This is a genomic window from Amycolatopsis sp. NPDC114504 (genome assembly GCF_055633595.1).
In genome coordinates, this window is the sequence record NZ_JBVKDU010000005.1 from 958,797 (window position 1) to 984,958 (window position 26,162).

The window sequence follows — 26,162 nt, forward strand, 5'->3', positions numbered from 1 at the left end:
TGTGCCGGACGGACGCCCGCCCGGCACGGTGCGTCAGCGGGCCAGCTCGGCCGACGGTGCGGACAGCGCGCACCAGACCACCTTTCCGAGACCGTGGCTCGTCGTGCCCCAGGCCAGGGAAAGGCGCTCGACGAGAATCAGGCCCCAGCCGCCGTCGGCGCCGGGCGGCCGCCGCACGGGTGGCGCCGGGTCGTCGTCGAAGACCTCGATGCGCACGTGCCCGTCCCCGACGCTCAGCCGGAGCACCGGGTGGCCGGCACCGTGCCGCAGGGCGTTGGTCGCGAGCTCGGTGACGATCAGCAGGGCGTCGTCGACGACGGTGCCGCAGGCCCAGGCCGTCAGGGTGAGCCGGGCGAACCGGCGCACGAGCGCCAGACCGCCCGCCGGATCGGTCAGGCCGCACTCCGCGACGAGCGGCGCCGGGATGTCCACGGCGTCCAGCCTGCCGGGCAGTCCTCCAGCGGACGAGATGCAAACCGGGACCGCGCGGGTGATGCAGGTGCATCAGCCGATGAGGCCCTCCCGGCGGGCCACGGCGACCGCTTCGAGCTTCGACCGCGCGCCGAGCTTCTCCAGCACCCGCTGCACGTGGTTGCGCGTGGTGTTGCGGGAGACGCCGAGCCGCGCCCCGATCTCCTCGGTGGTGGCGCCCTCCGCGAGCAGGTCGAGGGTCTCTCGCTCCCGCGCGGTGAGCTCCGCGCCGCGGACAGGCAGCCGGCCGGTGAGCCGGTCGAAGATCTCGGGCAGCAGCTCCGGGTCGAAGACCACGCCGCCCGCGGCGACGTCCCGCACCGCCGACTCCAGCACGCCGAGCTGCGACGACTTGAGCAGCAGCCCCGCCCCGCCGGCCTTCGCGACCTGCACGGCGACCGCCGGCGTCGCGTCCCCGGTCAGCACCAGCACGCGCGCACCGCCGGAGCCGAGCTCCGCGATGACGCCGAGGGCGTCACCGTCGGCGAGGCGCCGGTCCAGCACCACGACGTCCGGGGCGTGCTCGCGCGTGTCGGCGACGGCTTCGGTGCGCGAGCGGGCCCGGCCGACCACGGTGATCCCGTCGGCGCGCTCGAGGGCCAGCTGCAGCGCCTCCGCCACCATGTCGTGATCCTCCACGAGGAGGACGCGGACGGGATTCGATGCCTCGGCGCTGCTCACGGGGTTCCCTCGGTGGACGGATCACTGGCGGCCCATCCTAGGCGTCCCGGCGCGCGTCACCACCCGGGCGAGCTCGCCCGCAGCAGTCCTTCGGGCCCGGTGACCGGCAGCCGGTCGACGAGCTCTTCGTGACGGCCGGGCTCCCGCAGCACCGGCGGCCGGGCCGGGCCGGCGACCTCCAGCCGGTCGACGAACCGCACGACGGCCTGCGGCGGCGGGATGACCTCGGCCCCGCCGAGGTAGGCGAGCACCTCCGGCTCGTCGCCGCCCGCGGGCTCGACCACCGCCGACCAGCCGTGCACCTCGTGCCAGATCAGCGCCAGGTCGTGGCCGGGACGGTCCGGGAGCTCGCGGTCGAGGGCGACGTAGCCGGAGGTGGGCACGTCGAGGTCCAGCGAACACGATTCGTACCCGACGCCGACCGCGCGGGCGACCCGCGCGAGGTAGGCCCGCAGTCCGCGGGCGAAGTGGTATTCGCTGTCCCTGCCGAAGTCGATGAGCGTGTTCATGGTTCCGCCTCCCGCGCCGCCGCAGCGCCCCGGATACCCCCTTCGGCGGAACGTCACACTTTCGGTTACTCCTCGACCGCGCCGCCGACGGCCCGCAGGTGCGCGCGGAACGTCAGGCCGGGATCCGCCTCGCGGGCGGCGAGGAAGTCGGCGAAGCGAACCTGGTCCCGCAGCGACTCGCCGGCCCGGATCCGCTCGGCCTGGCGGCGTTCGGTGTCGCGGATGCCTTCGGCGAGGGTGAACAGCTCGTCCGCGCGGTCGAGCGGGAGGAAGACGACACCGTCGTCGTCCCCGGCGACGAGGTCCGACGGCCCGATCCGCCAGGTCCCGACGATCGCTTCGCCGAGCCCGCCGTCGACGCGCGGGCCGAGGCTGAGCGGGCCGGTGGGGATCGAGCCGAGGCTGAACACGGGGAGACCGATCGCGCGGACGTCGGCGGTGTCGCGGTGCAGGCCCCAGATGACGACGCCGGCGAGCCCGGCGGCGCGCGCTTCGAGCACCATCAGGTCCCCGACGCAGCTTTCGTCGAGGCGGCCGCCGTTGTCGACCACGAGCACCCCGCCCGCGGGGGCGTGCTCGAAGGCTTCCAGGAAGACGTCGACGCTGCCGACGTGCCGAGCCGGGACGGCCGGCCCGAGCAGCCGGCTACCGGGCACGACGGCGCGCGTCGCCGCCGGGGCGCAGCGCACGGGGAGGCCGGCGCGGATGCACGCGTCGGCGAGGTGGGCGGTGGTCAGCTGCTCGAACCGCGTTCCGATGTCCATACCCGGAAGCTAACCACCGTTCCCGCTTTCGGTGGTCACCCAGGTGAGGTAGTCCGCACTGCCGCCTTCGATCGGCGTCGCGATGACCTCGGGCAGGTCGTAGGTGTGCAGGTGGTTGATGCGCTCGGTGAGGGCGGGCACCCGGGCGGCGGTGGTTTTGATCTCGACGCGCCACTCCTGGTCGGTCCGCACCTCGCCCTCCCAGCGGTAGACGCTGGTCACCGGCCCGACGACCTGTGCGCAGGCGCCGAGCCGCTCGTCGATGACCTGCGCGGCCAGCTCGCGGGCCGCGGTCTCGGAGTCGGTCGTGGACGTCACGATCACGTGCTCTGCCGCCATGGGGCGAGGTTACCGGCGGTGTGGGGGTGCATTGCGGCCACGCCGAGCAGCGGCTGAGCCGCGCCACGTGACGGCGAGCAGGCCGGCCGGACCGGCTCCGGGGCACCCCGCCGCTCACCGCACCCGGCCGAATCGCGCCGCCACGCCCGGACGCCTCCGAGGACAGCGGGCCACTCACCCCGACCGAGCCGGGCCGAATCGCGGCGGAGCCGCACGGCTCAGCCGCAGCGCCTCCGGACCAGCTGGGCCGGCTCCCACCCCCTCGGTGGGAGCCGGCCCACTACCCGGCGACCGGGCCGGCCCCCGAACCGCACGCGCCGACCCGGCCCCTCACCCCGGCGGCCGGCACCGCTCCCCGCGGCCGCGCACCGGCGCGACCGCGGCGGAACCCTCGCGCCGCCGGGAACTTCTCCCCCGCCACCTCACCGCGACCGCGGCGGAACCCTCGCACCGCCGGGAACTTCTCCCCCGCCACCCCACCGCGACCACGGCCGAACCCTCGCGCCGCCGGGAACTTCTCCCCCGCCACCTCACCGCGACCGTGGCGGAACTCCTCACCTCACGGTGTGGGCTTCGTGCTCGTCGAGGTCGTCGGTGTGGTGGTCGTCGTCGGCGTGGTCGTCTTCGTCGGTGTCGTCGTGCGGGGCGGGGTCTTCCGCCGGGTCGTCGCCGGGTTCGTGCGCGGGACCGCCGCCGTCGTGTGCGTCGTCTCCGGGGCCTCCGGAGACGGCACCGACACCAAGGTCGGCGTCTCGCTCTCCGAGCTCGTCGCCGGTGGGGTTCCACCGGACGGACTCCCGCCCGAACTGCTCACCGCGACCGCCACCCCGCCGATCGCCACCACCGCCACCGCGCACAGCCCCACGACGACACCACGCCGCGACGCCCGCCGGCCCGGGGTCGCCTCGGTCTTGGCTCGGCCCAGCGACGGCGGCGGTGCCCCCGCGCCGAACCCGGGCGTCGCCAGCGTCTTCGTCTCCTCGCGGGGCGCCGGCACGCGCGGGACCGGGGGCGGCGGGGGCACCGGCCGGATCGCCGGCTGGGACCGCGTCGCCTGGACCAGCCCGGACCGGCCGGACGCCAGTGCCGCCGCCCCCAGCGCCACCCCGTACTTCGGGTGGATGTCGACCGCCGTCGGGCGACCGAGCTCGGCCGATACCAGCTGGGACACCAGCGGGATCCGGGACGAGCCGCCGACCAGGAGCACCGCGCCGAGGTCGGCCGGGCGCAGGTTCGCCGAGCGCAGCGCCCGGTGCAGCGAGCCGATCGTCGCCGTGATCGACGGGCGGATCATCTCCTCGAACTCGCCGCGGGTCAGGCGCACCTCCGTCTGCACCGATGGCAGCAGCACCGGAACGGCCGTCTCGGTGTCGGCCGACAGGGCTTCCTTCGCCAGCACGCATTCCTGGCGCAGCCGCACGACCGCGGCCACCGCGCCCGAGTCGTCCGGGTCGATCTGCGACAGCTTCCCGTCGAGCGCCCGGTCGACGTGCCCGAACACCGCTTCGTCGAAGTCGACGCCGCCGAGGCCCTCGATGCCCTCGGGGCTGCCGAGGATCTCGAACCCGTTGCCGCGCTTGCGCAGCACGGTCGCGTCGAACGTGCCGCCGCCGAGGTCGTACACCGCGACGACGGCGCCGTCCTCCAGCCGCTCCTGCGACGCGTAGTGCGCCGCCGCGGCCTCGGGCTCGGTGATCAGGCCGACGCGGTCGATCCCGGTCAGCCGCGGCACCTGCTCGAACAGCTCCCGCTTGTACGGCCCCCAGTTCGCCGGGTGCGTCAGCGTGATCCGGTCCGGCCGGCCGCCCTGCTGCCCGGCGACCGTCCGCACCACGTACCCGAGCAGGTGCGCCATCAGCGACGCCACCGAGTGCGGCGCGCCGCCGAGCAGCACCGGCGTCGGATCGCCCAGGCGCCGCTTGAACTCCCGCGCCACGCGGTCCGGTTCGACGGCCGCGCGCCGGCTCGCCGCGTCCCCGACCAGCACGCTGCCGTCGGCCCGCAGCAGCACGACCGACGGGATGGCCGCCGTCCGGTCGCCGAGCGACACCATCTCGACGTGGCCGGCGCTGTCGACGGCGGCGGCCGTGAAGGTCGTGCCGAGGTCGATGCCCAGTCCGTAGCCCATGTCAGCCTCCGCCGGCGGTGTGCGCGTGATCGAAAGTCGGGTGCTCGTCCGGAACCCGGTCCGGTTCTTCGAGGTGGTCTTCGTGCGCCGGCGGGCCGGGTGGCTCCACCGGGGGCAGGTCGTGCGGCTCCGGGGGTGGGTCGTCCGGCGGGTGCCCCGCGTCCGGCGCGTGGTGGTCCGGCTCCGGCCGCTCGTCGGGCGCCGGCTCGTGGTGGCGCGGCGGCTCGAACGGGTGCTCCTTCTCCGCCGGGTGCGGCCGGGTGCCCGTGACCTCGCCGGCGTCGTGGTGCTCCGGCTGGGGTTCGGTGGCGAAACTGTGCTTCGCCACCGGGTGCTCGGCCAGCGAGTTCGAGGCGGCGAGTGTCGTCGTAGTCTCGACCGCGACGGGCTGCGGCGCCCCCGTGTCCACAGTGGACGGCTGACGGCTGAACGTCACGACCGGCGCGGACGGCGTCCCGGGCAGCGACGGCGCCGGCGCGGTGACCTGCGCGGTCACCGTGGCCCCGCGGCCCTTGTCGGCGATCACCTCGGTCTGGTGGATGGTCGGCCCGGCCGGCTCACCGAAGGGGTCGTCGGCGCTGGCCTGCTGGTCCACGGTGACCCCGACGTCGATCCCGGGCGGCCCGGTTTCGGCCTCGTCGAGGACGACGGTCTCCTCCTGGAACACCTCGATGTCGCCGTGACCCGGCGCGTCCGGGGTGAGCTCGTAGGTCAGCGAACCCTCGTGCTCCACGGTGATCGTGCCGTCCGGGTTCTCGTGGATGACGATGTCGGCGTCCTGGACGATGTCGATGTCCGTGTCGCCGGGCGTCCCGTCCCCGGGCACGACGATGTGCTGGTGGTCGGTGTACACCTCGTCCCGGCCGTTGTTGTGCACCACGAACCGCTCGGTCGCGTCGATGACGAAGTTGCCGAACTCGTCCTCGTGGACTTCGATCTGCTCGAACTCCTCGACGGTCGGCAGCTCCTTCAGCGGCAGGCCGTCGGCGGTCTCCGGGTGCCAGACCGTGCCGGTCTGCGCTTCCACGTGGCCGTCTTCGCCCCGGGTGACGGTGCTGGTCTCGACCTGCGGCACGTACTCGTGGGCGGGGGTGTCGTGCGGGGTCTGGGCGGCGGCCGGTTCCGGCTGCGGCGGCGGTGCCGACGCGGCGGGCGACCCGGGCGTGAGCGCGTTGCCCGCCACCTCCGACGCGACGGCGCCGGCGACGGCCGCGGCCGCCTTCTTGATCTTCTTCGGCAGCTCGTTCACGACAAGACCTCCGCCCTGGCTTCGCTGAGCAGGATTCCTTCGCAGGTGCGCACCAGCACGCGGGCCGCGTCGCGGACGTCGCGCGGGGAGGCGGGGTGCTCGGCGCGCCGCTGCCACCTCAGCAGCTGCGCGCCGAGCGCCTGCCGGACCGCGGCGCGGCCCGCGTCCCCCGGCAGGGCCAGCCGGCTCGCCACGTCCACCCCGGCCGCGCCGAGCAGCCGTTCCGCGTCGCGGGCCTCGTCGGTCGTGAAGAGCACGACGCCGAGCCGGATCGAGTCGATCAGCTGGATCTCGGCGAACTCGTGCGCCCCGGCGACGATCCGCTCCCATTCGTGCAGGAGCCCGCCGGTGCGGTCCGGGTAGGCGCGCAGCACCAGTTCGGCCGCCTGCAGCGCCGAACGCGCCTTGAGGACGTCGGCGCGCGCGGCGAACTGGGTGGTCAGCAGGGACCGCAGCCGGTGCAGGCCACTGCGGGCCAGCAGCTCGCCCGACAGTGCCCGCGCGCCGGTCACCAGGCCACTGCGCGTCAGCTCGACGGCCACCCGGACGCCGAACAGCCCGTAGCGGGCCAGCAGGTCCGCGCGCTCGGCCGCCGGGACGTCCACTTCGGACTCCGCGCGGGCGAACCGGTCGGCCGATGTCAGCAGCCTCGCCACCTCCGCCTCCGGCGCGGCGGCCAGCAGCCGGAACGCGCGGTACTCGGACTCCTTCAGCGACGCGGCGGAGCTGGCCAGCAGGCCGGCCACCGGGACCACGGTCTGGCACAGGCCGCGGACCCGGGAGTCGCGGGCGTAACGCTCGGCGATCTTGGCGGCCGAGTCGAGCGCGTCGCTCCGGGCGTGCCCGACCTCGTCGGCCCTCGACAGCACGCCGATGGTGTTCACCGGGCGCCGCTGCGCCGGGTCGTCGTGGAAGGCGTCGAGGAACCGGACGTCGTCGCCGTGGACGTGGCGCATCAGGTACACCACGGCGTCCGCGGTGCCGACGCCGTCACCCTCGGGGACCAGCGCGACCTCGGTGCGTTCGGACACCTCCGAGCGCGCCGAACCCAGCCCGGGCGTGTCGATCAGCGTCATCGCCCGCAGTGCCGGCGACGGCCAGTCGACGACGAGCCGGTCGACGTCGCCGGGTGCCATGCCGAGCTCGAGGCCGAGGGTGCCGGAAAGGCGGCCGAACGGCAGCTGGCGCGGCATCCCGCGGACCGGGTGCAGCATGATCCGGTAGGTCGGGCCGTTGCGGTACCAGGTGACGACGCGGGTGCACTCCCCCGCGTCCGTCGCCGCCAGCTCCTGGCCGACGAGCGCGTTGAGCAGGGTGGACTTGCCGGCCTTGACGCGGCCGGCGATGGCGACGCGCAGCGGTTCGGCGAGCCGGCCGGCGATCTGCCGCAGCTGCGGCTCGGCCGGGGTGCCGGCGTACCCGGCGCACGCGCGGGCGACGAACCCGCGGACCTGGACGTAGAGGGGGGTCATCGCGTCACCGCCGGGACGGGTGCGGGCACGGCTTTGGGGGCGCTGCGCAGGGTGAGCTCGTCCGCACGCCGGCCGAGCACTTCGAGGGCTTCGATGTCGGCCTCCAGGCGTTTCAGCTCGCCCGTCTCGGCGTCGTCGTCGACGACGGCCTTCTTCGCGTTGGCGAGCGCTTCGGTCAAGGAGCGCTGAAGTTCTTCGACGCGCGCGCTGTAGGCGTCGCGGAGTTCTCTTTGGACGGTCCGCATCGCGTCGCGGGAGTCCTTGCCGACCTGGAGGTTGAACTCGTCGACGAACCGGCGCACGGCCGTCTTGGCCAGGCCGCGGCGCTTTTCCAGCTGCCGCTTGCGTTCGTCCATGAAGCCGGAGCGGCCCATGAGCAGGCCGGCCGCGACACCGAACGGCGTGGGGATGGCCAGCGCGGCCATCTTGGTGAGCATGGAGAACATCAGGAACCCGCTGTAGGCCTTCTGGAACGCGGCCATCCCGGTGGTGCCGCGGGTCTTGACGCCGGTGAACGACGAGTCGATGTCGATCTCCTCGACGACCTGGACCGGCGCCTGCACCTCGCGCGGCAGCACGGCCTGGGACTCGGCGAGCTCGAAGTGCTCCGCGACGCGGGAGGCGAGGCCGCGGGCCTGCTTGATGAAGGTCGCGTAGTTCTCGAGGGTCTCGTTCGCGAGCCGCTGGCGCAGCCACTTCTCGAACTCGGCCCAGTTCTTGGCGGGGTCGCCTTCTTCGATGGCCTCTTCGGCCTCGTGCAGCACACCGCGAGAGCGGGCGCGCAGGTCGTAGTCCACATCGGACGAAATGTCGGCGAAGCCGTCGAAGAGCAGCTGCTGCCACTTCGCGGACTGGCTGCGCAGCGCGTCGACGCGGTCGTTGACCCGGGTCAGCTCCGCGACGAGCGCGGCGGACTGCTCGGGGTGCGCGAGGGACGTGCGGCGGGCGCGCAGGGCGGCGTTGAGCTGGCCGACCGCGGACCCGACGTGCAGGCCCACGGCGTTGAGCGCGGACCGTTCGGCGTCGCCGACGACGCTCTGCAGCCGCTTGACCAGCTGCGGAAAGCCGGATTCGACGTTCAGCTCCTGGTCGGCCGAGCGCGCCGCGACGGTGCGCAGCTCCGAGGAGACGGCGACGGTGTCGATGGCGATCCCGCACGCTTCGAGGTGGCCGGCGTTGAGCTCGAGGATGCGCCGCCACTGCGGGTAGAGGTCGATCTTGGTGAGGACGAAGTAGACGCTCGGGCAGAGTTCTTTCACCGTCCGGAGGAACCGCAGCTCGGCGCCGGTGAGCTCTTGCGAGGCGTCGGAGAGGAAGAGGACGGCGTGCGCCCGCGGCAGCGAGCTGACCGTGACGGCGTTGTGCAGCGAGCCGAGGCCGCCGACGCCGGGGGTGTCGACCAGCACCAGCCCTCCGGAGAGCAGCTGGCGGCTGATCGACGCCGTGACGGACTTGAGCTTGCGGACGTTGCCGGGGTTCCCGGCTTCACTGACGTGGGTGGGAAGGTCTTCGAGGGAGATCCGCTCGGTCCACGGCGGCGACGACGGGTCGGCCGGCTCGTAGGTCGCCAGAGCCCCGGACTCCGGCGCGAACCGGACGACAGTCGGCACCGCGGTCGCGATGTCGTCGTCGACCGGGCAGATCTTCGCGGTCAGCAGGGCGTTGATGAGCGAGCTCTTGCCCTGCTTGAACTCCCCGACGACGTAGACGGTGACGTCCGGTTCGGACAGCAGGCGCCGGGCGTCGGTGAGGCGCTGGACGAGATCGTCCCGTCCGTAGGCCGCCGCTCCCTTGACCGCGAGGTCGAGGGTGTCGAGGGCGATGCGCCCCCCGCCACTCGGCTCCTGCATGACCGCTCCTTCATTCCTTACTGTTCTTCGCCGGCTCAGTAGTGGTCGGCGTCGTGGTGGTGGTGCTCGTCGTGGTGGTCCTGGTGGTGACCGCCGGCGTGGTGGTGCTCGTGCTCGTGGCTCTCGTGGCCGTGGTGCTCGGTGGACGCCTGCTCGTTGAACTGGTTTCCGCCGTGGTGGCCGCTCGCGCCCTGCTCGTTCTGGAAGATGTTGCCGTGGCCGCCCGTGGAGGCCTGTTCGTTGAACTGGTTGTCGCCGTGGCCGGAATCCTGCTGGTTCTGGAAGATGCTTCCGTGGCCGCCGGTCGAGGCCTGCTCGTTGAACTGGTTGCCGCCGTGGCCGCCCGAGCCCTGCTCGTTCTGGAAGATGCTGCCGTGGCCGCCCGTGGAGGCCTGCTCGTTGAACTGGTTCCCGCCGTGACCGCCGGAACCCTGCTCGTTCTGGAAGATGTCCCCGCGGCCGCCGCCCGTGGACGCCTGCTCGTTGAACTGGTTGCCACCGTGGCCGCCGGAACCCTGCTCGTTCTGGAAGATGTCCCCACGGCCACCTGTGGAGGCCTGCTCGTTGAACTGGTTCCCACCGTGACCGCCGGAACCCTGCTCGTTCTGGAAGATGTCCCCACGGCCACCTGTGGAGGCCTGCTCGTTGAACTGGTTCCCACCGTGACCGCCCGAGCCCTGCTCGTTCTGGAAGATGTCTCCCACGCCGCCGCCGGTCGAGGCCTGTTCGTTGAACTGGTTCCCGTGGCCGCCCGAGCCCTGCTCGTTCTGGAACACGTCACCGTGGTGGCCGGCGGACGCCTGCTCGTTGAACTGGTTCCCGCCGCGGCCGGAGCCTTGCTCGTTCTGGAAGATGTCACCGCGGCCACCCGTCGAGGCCTGCTCGTTGAACTGGTTCCCGCCGTGGCCACCGGAACCCTGCTCGTTCTGGAAGATGTCCCCGCGGCCGCCGCCGGTCGAGGCCTGCTCGTTGAACTGGTCGCCACCGTGACCGCCCGAACCCTGCTGGTTCTGGAAGATGCTGCCGCTGCCGCCGCCGGTCGAGGCCTGCTCGTTGAACTGGTCGCCACCGCGGCCACCCGAACCCTGCTCGTTCTGGAAAATGTCCCCACGCCCACCACCGGTCGAGGCCTGCTCGTTGAACTGGTCGCCACCGCGGCCACCCGAACCCTGCTCGTTCTGGAAGATGTCCCCACGCCCGCCGCCGGTCGAGGCCTGCTCGTTGAACTGGTCGCCACCGTGGCCACCGGAACCCTGCTCGTTCTGGAAGATGTCCCCACGCCCACCACCAGTCGACGCCTGCTCGTTGAACTGGTCGCCACCGCGGCCACCCGAACCCTGCTCGTTCTGGAAGATGTCACCGCGGCCACCGCCCGTCGAGGCCTGCTCGTTGAACTGATTGCCGCCGTGACCGCCGGAACCCTGCTCGTTCTGGAAGATGTCCCCACGCCCGCCACCGGTCGAGGCCTGCTCGTTGAACTGGTCGCCGCCGTGACCGCCGGAACCCTGCTGGTTCTGGAAGATGCTGCCGCTGCCGCCACCAGTCGACGCCTGCTCGTTGAACTGGTTCCCCCCGGAACCACCCGAACCCTGCTCGTTCTGGAAAATGTCCCCGCCACCACCGGCCGAAGCCTGCTCGTTGAACTGGTTCCCGGATGAATTCGTCATCGTGTGCGCTCCTGACATTCGGATCGGTGAAGCCCTCGCCCCTCCGTTGTCATCCAGTCTCGGACCAATGGGCGGCCGGGTCATGAGTAGCGGCTACTCGGCTTCCGCGCCGCCTCCGCCGCGGACTACCTATGGACCGTCGCCGGGACTACTCCCCGAGACGAGCGGGCCTACCACCGATGCCAGTTCGCGGCGGCCGGAAATACCCAGCTTCGCGTAGACCCCGTGCAGCACGTTGTCGACCGTGCGCACCGACACCACCAGCCGGTCCGCCACCGCGCGGCTCGTCAGGCCCGTCGCCACCAGGCGGGCGATCTCCAGCTCCCGGACCGTCAGATCCAACGGTGTCTCCAAGGACGAAAGGGCCGGCGTCGCAGCGTCCTCACAGGACGCCAGCCACGCCCGCGCGCGCTGGGCCGACATCGCCGCGCTGCCGTTCTTGCCCTCCTCGCGGTACACCCGCGCCGCCTCGGCCGATGCTTCCGCCGCCAGCAGCCGCGCGCCCGCGTCGGCGAACGACGACGCCACCTCGTCCAACGCCGCACCGTCCGAAACCGCCGACGCGTGCGCCGCGTACAGCTCCGCCATCCCGCCCGCGGAGGGGATCGCGCCGGGCGAACCCCCGAACCGGACCAGGTCGTGACGGATCTCGGCCGCGATCGCGAGCCGGCCGTCTTCCGAAGCGGCCGAAGCCGCCGAAGCACCCAGTGCCAACGCCCGGGACAGCTCGCCCCGTGCCGCGGCGACCCACGCGCCGTCCCAGTCGCCGAGTGGCTCCGCGACGCGGCCGCTCATCGCCGTCGCGCGGACCAGGGCCGCGGCGACGGCGGGGCGGAACTCGTGCGGCTGGTCGTGCGCGTCGGCGGCCAGGGCCTCCCGCAGCCAGCGGATCGCGCCGCGGACGTTGCCGTAGGCCAGCGCGACCGTCCCCAGCGACGCCGCCGCGCCCGCGACCGCCGGGCCCCACCGGTCCCGGACGGCGTCCCGGTAGTCGTCGCCGGCCCGGTCTTCGGCCTCCTCGAGCCGGCCGGCCCGGCACAGCGCGACGATCCGCGCGTGCTCCAGCCGGACCCGCGCCCCCGGCGCGAAGGCGTCCGAGATCCGGGACGCGATCTCCAGTCCCTCATCGACGACGCCGAGACACGCCTCCGTCCGCCCGGTCGACGCCAATGCCCCGGCCGCAACCACCAGCGCCGCGAGCCGGAGCGCGTCGCCGCGGCGGTTGCGGTCCAGCACCGGCCCCAGCAGGTCCAAAGCCTCGCGCGACGCGCCCGCCGCCGCGCGCAGGGCCGCCCGGGCGGTCGCCAGCTCGTCCGAGGCCAACGCCCCGGACACCGCCGTTTCGGCCGTGTCCAGCGCCGCGGCGGCCTGCTCGAAGCGGTCGAGGCCGAACGCCAGGTTCCGGGCCCGTGTCGCGGCGACGCGGGCGTGCTGCGCGTCCGACACCGTTTCGCCCGCGAGCTCGGACAGCAGCGAGTCGGCGTCGGCGTGCCGGCCGCCGGCCACCCTGACCTGGGCGAGCAGGAACTTCGCGCCGAATCCGCCGCCCATCCGGACGGCTTCGGCCGCCAGCTGCTCGGCCTGCGGGAAGTCCTTGCGCAGCAACGTCTCCGCCGCCGCGCGGACCAGCTGCGGGTCGGTCGGCAGCCCGGCGGCCAGGCGCCACCGCACGAGCCGCGGCTTGTCCTCGGCACGTCGTGCGCCCGTGAGGTCCAGGGTCTGAGCGAGGATCCGGTACGTGTCGCGCTGGCGCAGCGGCGACGTCCGGCGCCGGATCACGTCGGCGTAGAGCGGGTGCGCGAGACGGACGTTGAGCCGCCGCCCGGTCCGTTCGGACACGACCAGCCCGGCCTGCTCCATCGAGGCCAGCACGCGGCCGGCGCCGAGGCGCACCAGCGGTTCGCTGCCCAGCGGCTCCCCGAAGGCGAGCAGCTCCAGCAGCCGCCGTTCGTCGGCGTCGACCCGGTCGGTGCGGGTTTCGATCAGCTCCACCAGCCGCGGCGTCGCCATCAGCGCGCCGCTCCACCGCCACACGCCGTCCTCGGCCGACAGCGAACCGCTGTCGAGACCGCCCTGGATGAGCTCGCGCAGGAACAGCGGGTTGCCCAGGGTCAGGCCCCACAGCCGGTGCTCGGCGCCGTCGTCGAGCCGCCCGCCCAGCGCCGCGGTGATCAGCTCGGTCGTCTGCGGACGGGTCAGCTCGCCGATGTCCAGCCGCTCGGCGACGCGGTCCTTCCACATCGCGAACACCGGGTCCGGCACGCTCACGCCGTGCGGCGCGATCACGAGCACGAACGCCGACGCGGTCGCGGCCAGCTGGTGCACCAGGGTCGCGGACAGGTCGTCGAGCAGGTGCGCGTCGTCGACGCACAGCACCAGCCGGCGCCCCTCCGCGCCGCGGGTGAGGTGGCCGGCGACCTGGTTGAGCCGGTGCGCGCGGTCCCCCGAGCCGTCCGCGCTGCCGGGCAGGAGGTGGGCGAACGCGCCGAACGGGATCGTCGAGGCCGACGACATCGCGCGCACCCAGTGCGTGCGCGCCCCGCCGCCGGCCAGCTCGGCCAACAGCACCTTGGCGAGCCGGGTCTTGCCGGCGCCGGCGCGCCCGGTCAGCAGCAGCCCGCACACCTCCGGGTCGGCCAGCGCGCGGCGCGCGAACGCCAGCTCCTGTTCGCGGCCGACCAGCGGCCAGTCGTTCGCCACACCCACTGCCTCCCCAACCCCTCACGGGCTTTTCGGTGCCCGCGCACAACCGTTCCTCGGATAATGACTACGCGGAGCCCGGCCAAGTACCGAATCCGCGCGGCGATTTGGCATAAATCGACGAACGGTCCGGCAAATGCGACAGAACGGACACTCGATCTCCCATTCCGTGAGCATTTACCGGCCATTGCCGAAATACCGTTATCATCGACTTTCCGGTGATTCTTTTTCCTGCGCCACCATCATTCCTATGACGCGCGGCAGGACCACCGCGTTCCAGCCCGCCATGGCGGTGACGAGCTCCGGTTCCGGGCCGCCGGTCCACACGCGCACCTGGCCCGCGCGCAGGTCCGTGCCGAGCACGGCGGCCCACGGCACCTTCGGCGCGAACCACCGCCGCCGGCGCAGCCCTTCGGCGTCCGCGTCGATCCGCGGGTGCGCGCCCCCGCCGAAGCGGGCGGTGGCGCCGGCCGTGATCGCGTCGACCGCGGCGCGCGCGATCCGCGGGCAGGCCGCCGATTCGACCAGTTCGACCAGCCGCCGCCACGTCTCGCGCGCGTCCTCGAGCTCGCTGCCGCGGCGGAAGGCGTCGAACACGAACCGGCTCCACACCGGGCCGCGGGCCAGGCCCAGCGCGTAGCTGGCCTGGTGCGGCCGGGCCGCCGCGTGGTAGGCGACCCGGTCCACTTCGGCCAGCCGGAAGACCCGGTCACCGATCACGATCACGTCGCCCGCCGCGGCGAGCGTGCGCCCGCCGCTGGAGACCCGGACCTCGCCGGAGCCGGTGAACGAGAACTTCCCGCCCGCCATCGGGCTACTTGCCGGTCTTCGCCAGGCAGAGCACGACGCCGGTCTCGCCTTCCTTGCCCTGCCAGAACACCGAGTCGGCGTCCGGGTACGGCGTGCACGCGCTGATCTGCGCCTCGATCTGCGTCTTGTCCTCGACGCGCGCGACGACCTTGAGCGTCGCCTCGGGCGTTCCGCAGTCGACGATCTTCACGTAGTTCTCGCCGCTTTCGGTGACGCAGTTGCCGACCTGGGCGTTCTCGCCGTTCGACCGGGTCGCGACCCAGACCAGCGCGAGGATCCCGGCGACGACGATCAGGAACACGGTGAGCACGATCTTCTGCCGCCGCTTCGACTTCTTCGGCGCGGCGGGCGGCTGGGGCGGCATCCCGGCCCGGGGCATCCCCGGCTGCGGCATCCCGGGCTGCGGCATCCCGGGCTGGGGCGGCACCGGCCGCGTCGGGTCGGGGTATTGGGGTCCACCGGTCTGGGTCATGGCGTTTCCTCCCTCGAACGTCCAGCTGTCGCCTTCTAGGCGTTCCACCCGTGTTCCACGGAGTTCCACCCGGAGCTTCGCGGCACGGGCCAGGATGGGACCGTCCCGTTCCCGACGTGAGGACTCCGAGGATGACCCGACTGCCCGCCTTGGCCGTCACCGCCTTGACCACCGCCGCCCTGCTGACCGGCGGCACGGCCGAAGCCGCGAGCCCGCCGTTCACCTCCTCGGTCTTCCGCGCGACGCACAACAGCTATTCGGGCAGCGTCGACGGCGCGAAGAACTCGATCTCCTACCAGCTCGACCACGGCGTCCGGTTCATCGAGTACGACATCCACGACAACGGCTACGCCACGAACCACGACTACGGCGTCGGGCACGACTCGCCCGGCAACGCCGTCGACCACAGCGGCGGCAACCCCGCGTCGAACAACCTGCGCGACTGGCTGAGCACCGTGAACACGTGGTCGGCGGCGCACCCGACGGCCGCGCCGATCGTCGTCATGCTCGACCTCAAGGACAACCTGACCGACAACGCGAACTTCGCGGAGGGCAACCTCGTCGCGGTCAACCAGGAGCTGGAGTCGGTCTTCGGCGGCCGGCTGCTGCGCGCGCAGGACTACCCGGCCGGGTCGCCGACCGTGGACGCGCTGCGCGGGCGCGTGCTGCCGCTGCTCTCGGGCGACGGCGGCAGCCGCTCCGAGTACAAGCGGGACGTCGGTTACCACCCGGCCGTCGCGATCAACGGCCGCGGGCAGGTCGTCGAGGTGCACGACTCCGGCGGCGGCGCGCTCTGGTACTGGACCGGGACCTACGGCGCCGACGGCCGCGTCACCTGGCTGCGGCACGGGAAGTACGACAGCGGCCAGACCCCGGCGGTCGCGCTGAACGACAACGGCGACCTCGTCGAGGTCCACCAGTCGCAGGGCGCGAGCACGCTCTGGTACCACGTCGGCAAGCTCGGCACCGACGGCGAGATCACGTGGCAGGCCAGCCACCAGTACGACAACGGCGTCCAGCCGACGGTCGCCTTCACCGACGCGACGCACCTGCGGGAGATCCACCAGAGCCAGAGCAGCAGCCAGAACTGGAACTGGACCGGCACGCTGTCGGCCACGACGGTCGCGTGGACCGGCAACGCCAAGACGTCCGACGCGCGGTTCGCCAAGGACACCGCCACCAACGGCGCCCGGCGCGTCAAGGTGTGGACCGGCGCGGACGGCCCAACGCCGTCGAACACCCTGCGCGCGGACACCGCGAGCGTCACGGGTGACCGGATCCGCTACCGGCAGGTCGCGTTCGACGAGTTCCAGAAGGGCGACAGCGCCGAGCTGCAGGAGGGCGCGTTGTTCTACGGCGCGACCGCGACGGAGTCGGCGTTCATCACCTCGGCCCGCCAGTCGGGCAAGCTGGTCCGCGGCTGGGACTTCGACTCGGCGGGCGACGCGACGACGCCCCTGGCCAGCTACCCGGCTTCGAACCACCCGTACGACGCCTGGTACCAGACCCTGCTGACCCAGAACGGCGCCGTCGAGTAGGCGTCAGCCGGGGTGGTAGGAGCAGCGGGTGCCGGTGCGGACGCCGTCGCGCAGGACGTCGCCGATCACGGCGTCCGCCGCGGCGATCCGGGTCAGCGCGCGGCGGATCGCCTTGCCCACCGCGATCCGCGCCTTCTCCTCCGCGCCGGCGAACTCGCGGACCCGGCCCGCGAGCCCCGCGGCGGCCGACAGCTCGCCCAGCAGCCAGTCGCGCTCGGTGCGCACCTTTTCCGCCCGGCCCGCGTCGTGGTTGGCCTCGTGCTCGTCGAGCTCGGCCTCGAGGTTCGCGAGCCAGCGCCGGTAGTGCGCGGTCGCCGTCTGGTCGAGCATCGGCTGCGCGGACGTCGCCTCGGCGACCACGCCGTGCGCCAGCTCGACCGCGGTCAGCTCGTGGCCCGGGTTGTCCAGCAGCGTCGCGAGGTAGCCCATCCCGACGCTGTGCTCGACCTCGACGGACCGCCCGTCCAGGGCGAAGAGCCAGTGGCCGCCCTGGCGCCGGCACGTGACCCGCCGGTCCGCGACGCGGCCGGCGAAGACGGGCAGCACCATCCCGAGCTGCTCGGCCTCGCGCGTCGCCGCGGCCAGCTCGCGTCCGGCTTCGGCCGAGCCGGGCCCCAGCGCCTGCGCGAGCCGGGCGCGGGAAAGGGCCGCGGCCGGCCAGTGGGCCAGCGCGAGGTTGTCGCGCACCGCCGCCCGGAAGTGCTCCGTGGCGCGCTCGGTCTCGCCCGCGGTCAGCATCGCCACGCCCAGCGCGTGCTGCACCGAACCGAAGCAGGCGACGGCGAGGCTGCCCATCATCGGCAGCCGCGCGAACGGCGTGAGCAGCGCGTACGCGGCGAGCGCCGAGTCGACGTCGGCGAGCAGGTACGCGGACTCGACGATCCCGTACATCGACACCAGCCAGCTGCTCGACCGCGGCAGCAGCGCCAGGTCCTGCCCGCGCAGCCGGGCCAGCGCACCGGCCGCCTCGCGCTCGTCCCCGGCCGAAGCGGCGGCGACGGCCAGCCCGGCGACGAACGCGTTGTCCACCGCGCTCAGCGTCGGCGAATGCACCGTTTCCCGCAGGACCGGCAGCAGCTCGGCCATGCGGCCCTGGTACCAGCGGACCGCCCCGACCTGCGCGGTGTACCAGCCGATCGCGTCGGCGTCGCCGGCCTGCTCGCCCCGCAGGGCACAGGCCGCCGCCCGCGCCTCGGCTTCGTCGAACCGGCCGGCGCGGATGCTGAGCATGACGTCGATCGCGTCGAGCACGAACCCGACCGCGAGGTGGTCGCGCTCGGCCAGCAGGCCGCGCAGGTCGGCGAGCCCGCGCTGGGCGTGCGGGTCGCCGTCGAGGAAGAGGTCGACCGTGCGCCAGAGCAGGCCCATCAGCAGGTCGCTGCGCCGGCCCGTGCGGAAGCCTTCGGTGATCAGCTCCTGGGCGAGCGCGCGGCGCTGGCCGCCGTGGTCCGGGCCGAGCAGGCAGTGGTGGGCCAGGCTCGCGGCCTCGGCCCAGGCGACCGGGTCGCCCGCGCGCTTGGCCTCTTCGAGCACGGCGAGGATCTCGTTGCTCTCCCCCGCCACGTAGTCGGCCTCGCCCGCGAGCCGGGCCTTGAGCCGCAGGGCCAGCGACGACCCCGGGTCGACCGCCGTGCGGGCACTGCGCAACCGCGCCTGCAGCAACGCCGCCGCGGCCGCGCTCCGGTGTTCGTGCACCCACAGCCCGGCCAGGCCCAGCGCGGCGCGCGCCATCCCCGGGCCGTCGCACCCGGCCTCCGCGGCCCGGTAGGCCCGGTCGAACCACTCCCGGCCGGCACGCAGGTCGCCGTCGGCCTCGAGTGCGCGCTCCCCGGTGCGCAGCAGCTCGCCGAGCGCGGTGGCCGCCGGTCGCGTTTCGCTGTCCAGCATCGCCGCCCCCTCTCCCCCGGGAAATGGTGCCCGGGTGACCGGCTGTGGTCAACGTGCGAAAACCGTCGGGAATGTCCAGGTCACGGCCGGGAATTTTCCGCCGTCACCGTCCGCGCGCGGTCCATTCGCGACAGTCGCTGACGGCCGCCGTCAGCGCTTCGCCAGGGACCGGTCAGCCCGCCCGGCGAAGCTCGGTGCCATGAGAAACCACGGCTTGAAAAACCTCAGCGTCCTGATCTCCGGCGCCAGCATCGCCGGCCCCGCCCTCGCCCTCTGGCTCACCCGCTACGGCTGCACCGTCACCGTCGTCGAGCGAGCCCCGTCGGTGCGCCCCGGCGGCCAGGCCATCGACTTCAAGGGCAACACCCACCGGACTGTGCTGGAGCGCATGGGCATCCTCGACGACGTCCTCGCCCACCAGACCGGCGGCACCGACCAGACGATCATCGACGCCGAGGGACGGCCGCAGGCGGTCATCCCCGGCGAGTTCACCGGCGGCGACATCGAAATCCGCCGCGGCGACCTGGCCGACATCCTGTACGAGCGCACCGCGCCGCACTGCGAGTACCTCTTCGGCGACACCATCACCGCGCTGACAGAGACGGCCGACGGCGTCGACGTCACCTTCGCCACCGCCGCCCCGCGCCGGTTCGACCTCGTCGTCGGCGCCGACGGCATCCACTCGAACGTCCGGCGGCTCGCGTTCGGCCCGGAAAGCGACTACGTCCACTTCCTCGGCCACTACTACGCACTGGCCGAGCTCGGCGAGCAGGTCGCGGACGGCACCGCCGTGATGTACAACGAGCCGGGCCGGATGGCCGCGGTCGGCGGCCCGAAGGCGTCGGCGTTCTTCGTCTTCGCCTCGCCCGAGCTGGACTACGACCGCACCGACACCGACACCCAGCGGAAGCTCGTGACCGAGGCCTACCGCGACGCCGGCTGGCGGGTGCCCGCGCTGATCGAGAAGCTCCCCGACGCGCGCGAGTTCTACCTCGACTCGCTCGCCCGCGTGACGATCGACCACTACTCCCGCGGCCGGGTCGTCCTGCTCGGCGACGCCGCCTACGGCAACACCCTCGGCGGCTTCGGCAGCGGCCTGGCGATCGTCGGCGCGTACGTGCTCGCCGGCGAGCTCCTCGAGGCGGACGGCGACCACCGCGCCGCCTTCGCCCGCTACGAAGAGCAGATGCGCGGCTACGCCAAGGTCTCGCAGCGCGGCAGCGCGGGCCCGTTCCTCGCGCCGCCGTCCCGGCTGCGGATCAAGCTGCGGGACTGGACGTTCAAGTCCCGCTTCCTGCTCCGCCTGATGCTCAAGGCGACCGACAACTTCGCCACGGACATCGAACTGAAGGACTACGCCTCGGGCTCGTAGGCCAGGTTCGGCCGCAGCCACTGCTCGACTTCGCCGATCTCGACGCCCTTGCGCCGCGCGTAGTCCTCGATCTGGTCGCGGCCGAGCCGCCCGACGGTGAAGTACTTCGACTCCGGGTGCGCGAAGATCAGCCCGGACACGCTCGCCGCCGGCGTCATCGCGTACGACTCGGTCAGCGCCATGCCCAGCTCGTCCGACTCCAGCAGCTCGAACAGCTCCCGCTTCTGGCTGTGGTCGGGGCTGGCCGGGTAGCCGAGCGCCGGGCGGATGCCGCGGAACCGCTCCGCGTGCAGGTCCTCCAGCAGCGGTTCGGCGTCGGGCTCGAACCAGTCGCGTCGGGCCTTGAGGTGGATGTACTCCGCGAACGCCTCGGCCAGGCGGTCGGCCAGCGCCTTCACCATGATCGCGCGGTAGTCGTCCTGCTCGGCCTCGTACTTCGCGGCCAAGGCGCCGGCACCGTGGATGGCGACCGCGAAGCCGCCCAGGTGGTCGCCCACCGGCGCGATGTAGTCGGCCAGGCAGCGGTTCGCGCGGTCCAGCGGCTTCGACGTCTGCTGCCGCAGCATCGGGAACCCGACGTGCGCGTAGTCGCCTTCGAGCAGGATGTCGTCGCCTTCGCTGTGCGCCGGCCAGAACGCGTACGCGCCCTTCGCGGTGAAGCTGCCGTTCGCGATGATCTCGTCGAGCAGCGTGTTCGCGTCGTCGAACAGCTCACGGGCCACCGGCTGCTCCAGGATGGCCGGGTACTTGCCCTTGAGCTCCCAGGCCAGGAACAGGAACTGCCAGTCGACCATCTCGCGCAGCTCGGTGATGCTCGGCTCGACCACGCGGCGGCCGGTGAACGCCGGGGTCGGCAGGCCGTCGAACGACACCCGCTCCGGGTTCGCCCTGGCCTGCTCGAGGGTCAGCATCGGGCGCCGCTGCTTGCTGGCGTGCTGCTCGCGCAGCACGTCCTGGTCGGCGCGGTTCTTCTCGGCGAGCGCGACCGAGCGGTCCGGGTCCATCAGGTCGGACACGACGCCGACCACCCGCGACGCGTCGAGGACGTGCACCGTCGCGTTGTCGTAGGCCGGCGCGATCTTGACCGCGGTGTGCTGGCGGGACGTCGTGGCGCCGCCGATCAGCAGCGGCAGCTTCAGGCCGCGGCGCTGCATCTCGGTCGCGACGGCCACCATCTCGTCGAGCGACGGCGTGATCAGGCCGGACAGCCCGACCGCGTCGGCGCCTTCGGTGACCGCGGTGTCGAGGATCTTCGCGGCCGGCACCATCACGCCGAGGTCGATCACCTCGTAGTTGTTGCAGCCGAGCACGACCCCGACGATGTTCTTGCCGATGTCGTGGACGTCGCCCTTGACCGTCGCGAGCACGATCTTGCCCTGGCCGCTCGACGACTCCAGCCGGCCCTCCAGGCGCGCCTTCTCCTTCTCCTCCTCCATGAACGGCTCGAGGTAGGCGACGGACCGCTTCATCACGCGCGCGCTCTTCACGACCTGCGGCAGGAACATCTTGCCGGAGCCGAACAGGTCGCCGACGATCTTCATGCCGTCCATCAGCGGGCCCTCGATCACGTCGAGGGGTCGGGCCATCTGCAGCCGCGCCTCTTCGGTGTCGTCGACGATGAAGTCGACGATGCCGTGCACCAGCGCGTGCGACAGCCGCTCGCCGACGGTGCCTTCGCGCCAGGAGAGGTCGACGACGCGCTTGGTGCCGCTGCCCTTGACGTTTTCGGCGAAGCTCACCAGCCGGTCGGTGGCGTCTTCGCGGCGATCGAACAGCACGTCCTCGACCAGTTCGAGCAGGTCGGCCGGGATGTCCTGGTAGACCGCGAGCTGGCCGGCGTTGACGATGCCCATGTCCAGCCCGGCCTGCACGGCGTAGAACAGGAACGCCGAGTGCATCGCCTCGCGCACGATGTCGTTGCCGCGGAAGGAGAACGAGAGGTTCGAGATGCCGCCGCTGGTCCGGGCGCCGGGACAGCGCTCCTTGATCCGCGGCAGCGCCTCGATGAACGCCTTCGCGTAGCCGTTGTGCTCGGAGATACCGGTGGCGACGGCCAGGACGTTCGGGTCGAAGATGATGTCCTCGCCCGCGAACCCGGCCTGCTGCGTCAGCAGGTCGTACGCGCGGCCGCAGATCTCGACCTTGCGGTCGGCCGTGTCGGCTTGGCCTTGTTCGTCGAAGGCCATCACGACGACGCCGGCGCCGTAGTTGCGGATGGTGCGGGCCTGGGCGAGGAACGGCTCCTCGCCCTCCTTGAGGCTGATCGAGTTGACCACGCCCTTGCCCTGCAGGCAGCGCAGGCCGGCTTCGAGCACGCTCCACTTGGAGCTGTCGACCATCACCGGGATCCGGGCCACCTCGGGCTCGGTGGCGATGAGGTTGAGGAACGTCGTCATCGCCTGCTCGGACTCGAGCAGGTCGGCGTCCATGTTGACGTCGAGCAGGTTCGCCCCGCCGCGGACCTGCTCCAGCGCGACGTCGACGGCGCCCTGGTGGTCGTCGGACTCGATGAGCCGCCGGAACCGCTTGGAGCCGGTGACGTTGGTGCGCTCGCCGATCATCACGAAGCCGGTGTCGGCGCCGATGCCGAACGGCTCGAGGCCGCTGAACCGGGTGTGTGTGCGTGGCGCGGGCACCTCGCGGGGCGTGACGCCCTTCGCCGCGGCGGCGATCTTCGCGATGTGCGCCGGGCTCGTGCCGCAGCAGCCGCCGACCAGGTTGACCAGGCCTTCGCGGACGAACCCGCCGATCAGCCCGGCGGTCTCCTCCGGTGTCTCGTCGTAGCCGCCGAACGCGTTCGGCAGCCCGGCGTTCGGGTGGCAGGCGACGTAGGTGCCGGCGATCCGCGACAGCTCCTCGACGTGCGGGCGCATCTCTTCGGCGCCCAGCGAGCAGTTCACGCCGACGACCAGCGGCTTCGCGTGCTCGACCGAGCTCCAGAACGCCTCGACGGTCTGGCCCGAGAGCGTCCGGCCGCTGAGGTCGACGATGGTGACGGAGATCCAGAGCGGCAGGTGGGGCGCGACGTCGCGGGCGGCGGCGATGGCCGCCTTGCAGTTGAGCGTGTCGAAGATCGTCTCGATCATCAGCAGGTCGACGCCGCCTTCGGCGAGCCCGGCGATCTGCTCCGCGTACGCGGCCTTGACCTGCTCGAACGTCACCGCGCGGTATGCCGGGTCGTCGACCTTGGGCGACAGGCTGAGCGTGACGTTGAGCGGGCCGATGGACCCGGCGACGAACCGGCCGCCGAACTCGTCGGCGGCCTCGCGGGCCAGCTGCGCGCCGCGGACGTTCATCTCGTGGACGTGCGCCTCGAGCCCGTAGTCGGCCTGGCCGATGCTGGTGGCGGTGAAGGTGTTCGTGGTGGTGATGTCCGCGCCGGCCGCGAGGTACTGGCGGTGCACGTCGAGGATGACGTCCGGGCGGGTGAGGTTCAGCAGGTCGGGGTCGCCGGTGACGTCGTGGGTGTGGTCGCCGAAGCGGTCGCCGCGGTAGTCGGCCGGGGTCAGCCCGGCGCCCTGCAGCATGGTGCCCCACGCGCCGTCGAGCACCGCCACCCGCTGCCCGAGCAGCTCGCGCAGGCGCGCGGTGGCGTCGGGTTCGCTGGGGGTTTCTCGCGGGGTGATCGGGTTCACCGGCAGCCTCCCTCATCCGGGAGGCGCCCTTGTTCGGTGGATCCCGGTCGAGCGTGGCGGACCCGGCGGTCCGTCGCAGCGCCTCTCGACCTGTGGACCACGGTACTGGAAACGGGCATTCGCCCGCCAACCCGCCCCGCCGGTGCGTCCACTGGCTGGGACACCGTAAGTCCACAATGGATTACCGATTCCACCCTGCCTCCACGTTTTCCCGGGTCTCCACCTTGTCGCGTCCCGCGCCGGCGCACCGCTCCTCGCCTGCGCACCCAGGTCGCTTCGATCATCGCTCGAGCGAGGCTCGATGTTACTCTCCGCGTCCACGTTGCCACTTTTCGCACTCGCGGCCGACCTTGAAAACTGAAACACGTTCTAATACGCTCCTCGCGTGGACTACGGAATCGTGCTGTTCACCAGCGACCGAGGCATCACCCCGGCTTCCGCGGCGCGCGCCGCGGAGGAGGCGGGGTTCGCCACCTTCTACGTGCCCGAGCACACCCACATCCCGGTGAAGCGGGAGTCACCGCACCCGCGCACGGGTGACGCGTCCCTGCCCGACGACCGCTACAGCCGCACCCTCGACCCGTGGGTCGCGCTGGCGACGGCGGCCGCGGTGACGTCGCGGATCCGGCTGTCCACGGCGGTGGCCCTGCCGGTGGAGAGCGACCCGATCACCCTCGCCAAGACGATCGCGAGCCTGGACCACCTCTCCGGCGGCCGCGTGACGCTCGGCACCGGCTTCGGCTGGAACGTCGACGAGCTGACCGACCACGGCGTCCCGGGCAACCGCCGCCGCACGGCACTGCGCGAGTACCTCGAAGCGATGAACGCGCTGTGGACCTGCGAAGAAGCCTCCTACGACGGGGATTTCGTCTCGTTCGGCCCGAGCTGGGCGTGGCCCAAGCCGATCCAGGCGCACATCCCGGTGCTGCTCGGCGCGGGCCCGACGGAGAAGACGTTCCGCTGGATCGCCCGCCACGCGGACGGCTGGATCACAACGCCGGCGGACACGGATCTCGACGGGCACGTGGCCCTGCTGAAGGAGATCTGGCTCGCCGAGGGACGGGCGGGGGCGCCCCGGATCTGCGCGCTCGGCGAGCGGCCCGACCCGGACCGGTTGGCGCACCTGGATTCCCTCGGCGTGACCGAGACGATCTTCGGGCTGCCGGACCGGGAGCCGGCGGAGGTCGAGGCTTGGATCGGGCGCCTCGCGGGCAAACTCGGGCTCGCGCCCGTCCCCGCCGTCTGACCGGAAGCCGCCCGGTCAGAACCAGTGCAGGCAGTGCGGCGCCCGCTCGGCGCGGAAGAGCGCGTCGGCGAGACCGGCCGCCTCCGGGTGGTGGGCCCGGATGTGCCCGGCGCGCACCAGCGTGCTCGGGGCCGTGCCGCCCAGGTACAACGAGCCCAGGTCGGTCACGTCCAGGGACAGGTCGGGCTGCCGGTCCGTCGGGACGCACTCGGCCTTGCCGTCCCGGACCGTCAGCAGGTGACGGCCCCGCTCGCCGAGGAACGGGTCTTCGACGTCGAGGACCAGCTCGCCGTCGGCGGCCCAGCCGCGGGCCGTCAGCGCCCGCGGGACGTCCAGCAGCCGGACCCAGAGCCAGTCCGTCTCGTCGGTCACCTCGCCGGCGCGGAAGTCGGCCAGCTGCCAGCGCAAGGGGTGATCGGGCGGGCACTGCCGGAACACGACCTCGGTGGCCAGGTCGTGGTCCAGCAGGAACCGGGCCAATGCCGTGGCGACGGCGTCGTCGGCCGCGATCGTCTCGTCGACCGTCAGAGTGCCCGGCCCTTCCATCAGGTACGTCGCGTAGCCGTCCGGGACGCCGCCGGCGTCGCGGTGGACGGCGACGTACCGCGGCGCCGGGGCGATCGGCGGCCGGCCCGCGCCCCGGGTCCACCAGTGGTGCGGCCGGGACAGCGCACCCGGCCGGGCCCGGCGGTAGCGGTCGTAGACCTCCTCCAGGAGCCCGGTGCACTCGGCGCGCGGCAGGACCTCGATCGAGCCGGGCACCGGATCGGCCGCGGCCCGCGGGACGGCGAAGGCGGCTCGATGACGTGCCACCGTCAGCCGGTGCGTGGTGGTCGCCGGCCCGTAGCCGAACCTGCGGTAGATCACGGCCTCGCTGGCCAGCAGGACGGAGAGGAACTCCCCGCGCGCCCGCACGTCGGCGAGGTGGTGCCGCATCATCGCGGTGAGCACGCCCTGTCGCCGGTGCGACGGCAGGACGCCGACGGCGGTCACCCCGGCGGCCGGGGCGATGGCCTTCCCGGGCAGGGTCAGCTCGAAGGAGTACGCGGCCGCGGTGCCGAAAGGCTTCCCCTCCGCCGTCACGGCGAACAGGCACCGGTCCGGTTCCAGCGCCGACCAGACCCGGCCGCCCTCGCCGGGAGGTTCCGGGAAGCGCCCGAACGCGGCGAAGAGCGTGTCGACGAAGACGTCGCGGTCCTGCTCGGTCGTGGGACGGATCTCCATCGGGGCACAGTGCAGCGCCGAACGGCGGCGGGGCAAGCGAATTACGGAAGCGGGGGGGGGGGGGGGGGGGGAACACAACAAAAGAGGAAAAACAACAGACACCACCACAATCCCCGCGTTGTTTTGTTTTTTTTTTTTTCTCTCCCGC

The 26,162-nt window shown here is 72.7% G+C and carries 19 protein-coding genes and 1 riboswitch; of the genes, 3 read left to right on the top strand and 16 right to left on the bottom strand.

The window, feature by feature from the left end; genetic code table 11:
* Positions 1 to 33: 33 nt before the first annotated feature.
* The 13 genes from ACZ7PG_RS40570 to ACZ7PG_RS40630 all read right to left on the bottom strand — a co-directional run bounded on the left by ACZ7PG_RS40570 (position 34) and on the right by ACZ7PG_RS40630 (position 15,112).
* Positions 34 to 432 carry an ATP-binding protein gene (locus tag ACZ7PG_RS40570; RefSeq protein ID WP_470244504.1) on the bottom strand — a complete coding sequence of 133 codons (399 nt, stop codon included), beginning with the start codon at positions 430 to 432 and terminating at the stop codon, positions 34 to 36.
* A 72-nt stretch (positions 433 to 504) separates the two neighbouring features.
* Entirely contained in the window at positions 505 to 1,152 is a 648-nt protein-coding gene (locus tag ACZ7PG_RS40575; RefSeq protein WP_470244505.1) for a response regulator transcription factor, read from the bottom strand.
* Between the two features lie 56 nt (positions 1,153 to 1,208).
* Complete coding sequence (locus ACZ7PG_RS40580) at positions 1,209 to 1,661, bottom strand: DUF6292 family protein (RefSeq protein ID WP_470244506.1); 453 nt, start codon at positions 1,659 to 1,661, stop codon at positions 1,209 to 1,211.
* Positions 1,662 to 1,726: 65 nt separating this feature from the next.
* Positions 1,727 to 2,425, bottom strand: coding sequence for an RraA family protein (locus tag ACZ7PG_RS40585; RefSeq protein ID WP_470244507.1), 699 nt, complete (start codon positions 2,423 to 2,425; stop codon positions 1,727 to 1,729).
* A 9-nt stretch (positions 2,426 to 2,434) separates the two neighbouring features.
* A complete protein-coding gene (gene cutA / locus ACZ7PG_RS40590) occupies positions 2,435 to 2,764 on the bottom strand; it encodes a divalent-cation tolerance protein CutA (protein WP_470244508.1) in 330 nt (109 codons plus the stop codon).
* Between the two features lie 559 nt (positions 2,765 to 3,323).
* Positions 3,324 to 4,892 (bottom strand): Hsp70 family protein, encoded by a 1,569-nt coding sequence (locus ACZ7PG_RS40595; RefSeq protein WP_470244509.1) that lies wholly within the window; start codon positions 4,890 to 4,892, stop codon positions 3,324 to 3,326.
* Position 4,893: 1 nt separating this feature from the next.
* A complete protein-coding gene (locus ACZ7PG_RS40600; RefSeq protein WP_470244510.1) occupies positions 4,894 to 6,141 on the bottom strand; it encodes a hypothetical protein in 1,248 nt (415 codons plus the stop codon).
* A complete protein-coding gene (locus ACZ7PG_RS40605) occupies positions 6,138 to 7,613 on the bottom strand; it encodes a dynamin family protein (protein ID WP_470244511.1) in 1,476 nt (491 codons plus the stop codon). Before ACZ7PG_RS40605 ends, ACZ7PG_RS40600 begins: the two co-directional genes overlap by 4 nt.
* Complete coding sequence (locus ACZ7PG_RS40610) at positions 7,610 to 9,463, bottom strand: dynamin family protein (protein ID WP_470244512.1); 1,854 nt, start codon at positions 9,461 to 9,463, stop codon at positions 7,610 to 7,612. The genes ACZ7PG_RS40605 and ACZ7PG_RS40610 overlap by 4 nt, the downstream gene beginning before the upstream one ends.
* A 35-nt stretch (positions 9,464 to 9,498) precedes the next feature.
* Positions 9,499 to 11,130: a hypothetical protein gene (locus ACZ7PG_RS40615; protein WP_470244513.1), complete on the bottom strand. Its 1,632-nt coding sequence runs from the start codon at positions 11,128 to 11,130 to the stop codon at positions 9,499 to 9,501.
* 129 nt (positions 11,131 to 11,259) lie between these two features.
* Entirely contained in the window at positions 11,260 to 13,830 is a 2,571-nt protein-coding gene (locus ACZ7PG_RS40620; protein WP_470244514.1) for a helix-turn-helix transcriptional regulator, read from the bottom strand.
* A 204-nt stretch (positions 13,831 to 14,034) separates the two neighbouring features.
* A complete protein-coding gene (locus tag ACZ7PG_RS40625) occupies positions 14,035 to 14,640 on the bottom strand; it encodes a hypothetical protein (protein WP_470244515.1) in 606 nt (201 codons plus the stop codon).
* Between the two features lie 4 nt (positions 14,641 to 14,644).
* The gene (locus tag ACZ7PG_RS40630; RefSeq protein ID WP_470244516.1) at positions 14,645 to 15,112 is read right to left on the bottom strand and encodes an LppU/SCO3897 family protein; all 468 of its coding nucleotides are present in this window, start codon (positions 15,110 to 15,112) and stop codon (positions 14,645 to 14,647) included.
* 131 nt (positions 15,113 to 15,243) lie between these two features.
* Here ACZ7PG_RS40630 and ACZ7PG_RS40635 point away from each other — a divergent pair, with 131 nt between their 5' ends.
* A complete protein-coding gene (locus tag ACZ7PG_RS40635) occupies positions 15,244 to 16,650 on the top strand; it encodes a PI-PLC domain-containing protein (protein ID WP_470244517.1) in 1,407 nt (468 codons plus the stop codon).
* Positions 16,651 to 16,653: 3 nt separating this feature from the next.
* On the opposite strand, the gene ACZ7PG_RS40640 is transcribed toward ACZ7PG_RS40635, so the two are convergent.
* Positions 16,654 to 18,537 (bottom strand): hypothetical protein, encoded by a 1,884-nt coding sequence (locus tag ACZ7PG_RS40640; RefSeq protein WP_470244518.1) that lies wholly within the window; start codon positions 18,535 to 18,537, stop codon positions 16,654 to 16,656.
* 214 nt (positions 18,538 to 18,751) lie between these two features.
* On the opposite strand from ACZ7PG_RS40640, the gene ACZ7PG_RS40645 reads away from it, so the two are divergent.
* A complete protein-coding gene (locus tag ACZ7PG_RS40645) occupies positions 18,752 to 19,909 on the top strand; it encodes an FAD-dependent monooxygenase (protein WP_470244724.1) in 1,158 nt (385 codons plus the stop codon).
* Here the strand turns inward: ACZ7PG_RS40645 and metH are convergent.
* Positions 19,891 to 23,544: a methionine synthase gene (gene metH, locus ACZ7PG_RS40650; protein WP_470244519.1), complete on the bottom strand. Its 3,654-nt coding sequence runs from the start codon at positions 23,542 to 23,544 to the stop codon at positions 19,891 to 19,893. The two genes, ACZ7PG_RS40645 and metH, sit on opposite strands and share 19 nt — an antisense overlap.
* A 14-nt stretch (positions 23,545 to 23,558) precedes the next feature.
* Positions 23,559 to 23,637, bottom strand: a riboswitch (S-adenosyl-L-homocysteine riboswitch).
* 292 nt (positions 23,638 to 23,929) lie between these two features.
* Here metH and ACZ7PG_RS40655 point away from each other — a divergent pair.
* The gene (locus ACZ7PG_RS40655; protein ID WP_470244520.1) at positions 23,930 to 24,790 is read left to right on the top strand and encodes a TIGR03619 family F420-dependent LLM class oxidoreductase; all 861 of its coding nucleotides are present in this window, start codon (positions 23,930 to 23,932) and stop codon (positions 24,788 to 24,790) included.
* Positions 24,791 to 24,805: 15 nt separating this feature from the next.
* Here the strand turns inward: ACZ7PG_RS40655 and ACZ7PG_RS40660 are convergent, their stop codons facing one another.
* Positions 24,806 to 26,014, bottom strand: a complete 1,209-nt coding sequence (locus ACZ7PG_RS40660; protein WP_470244521.1) for a GNAT family N-acetyltransferase — start codon at positions 26,012 to 26,014, stop codon at positions 24,806 to 24,808.
* Positions 26,015 to 26,162 lie beyond the last annotated feature (148 nt).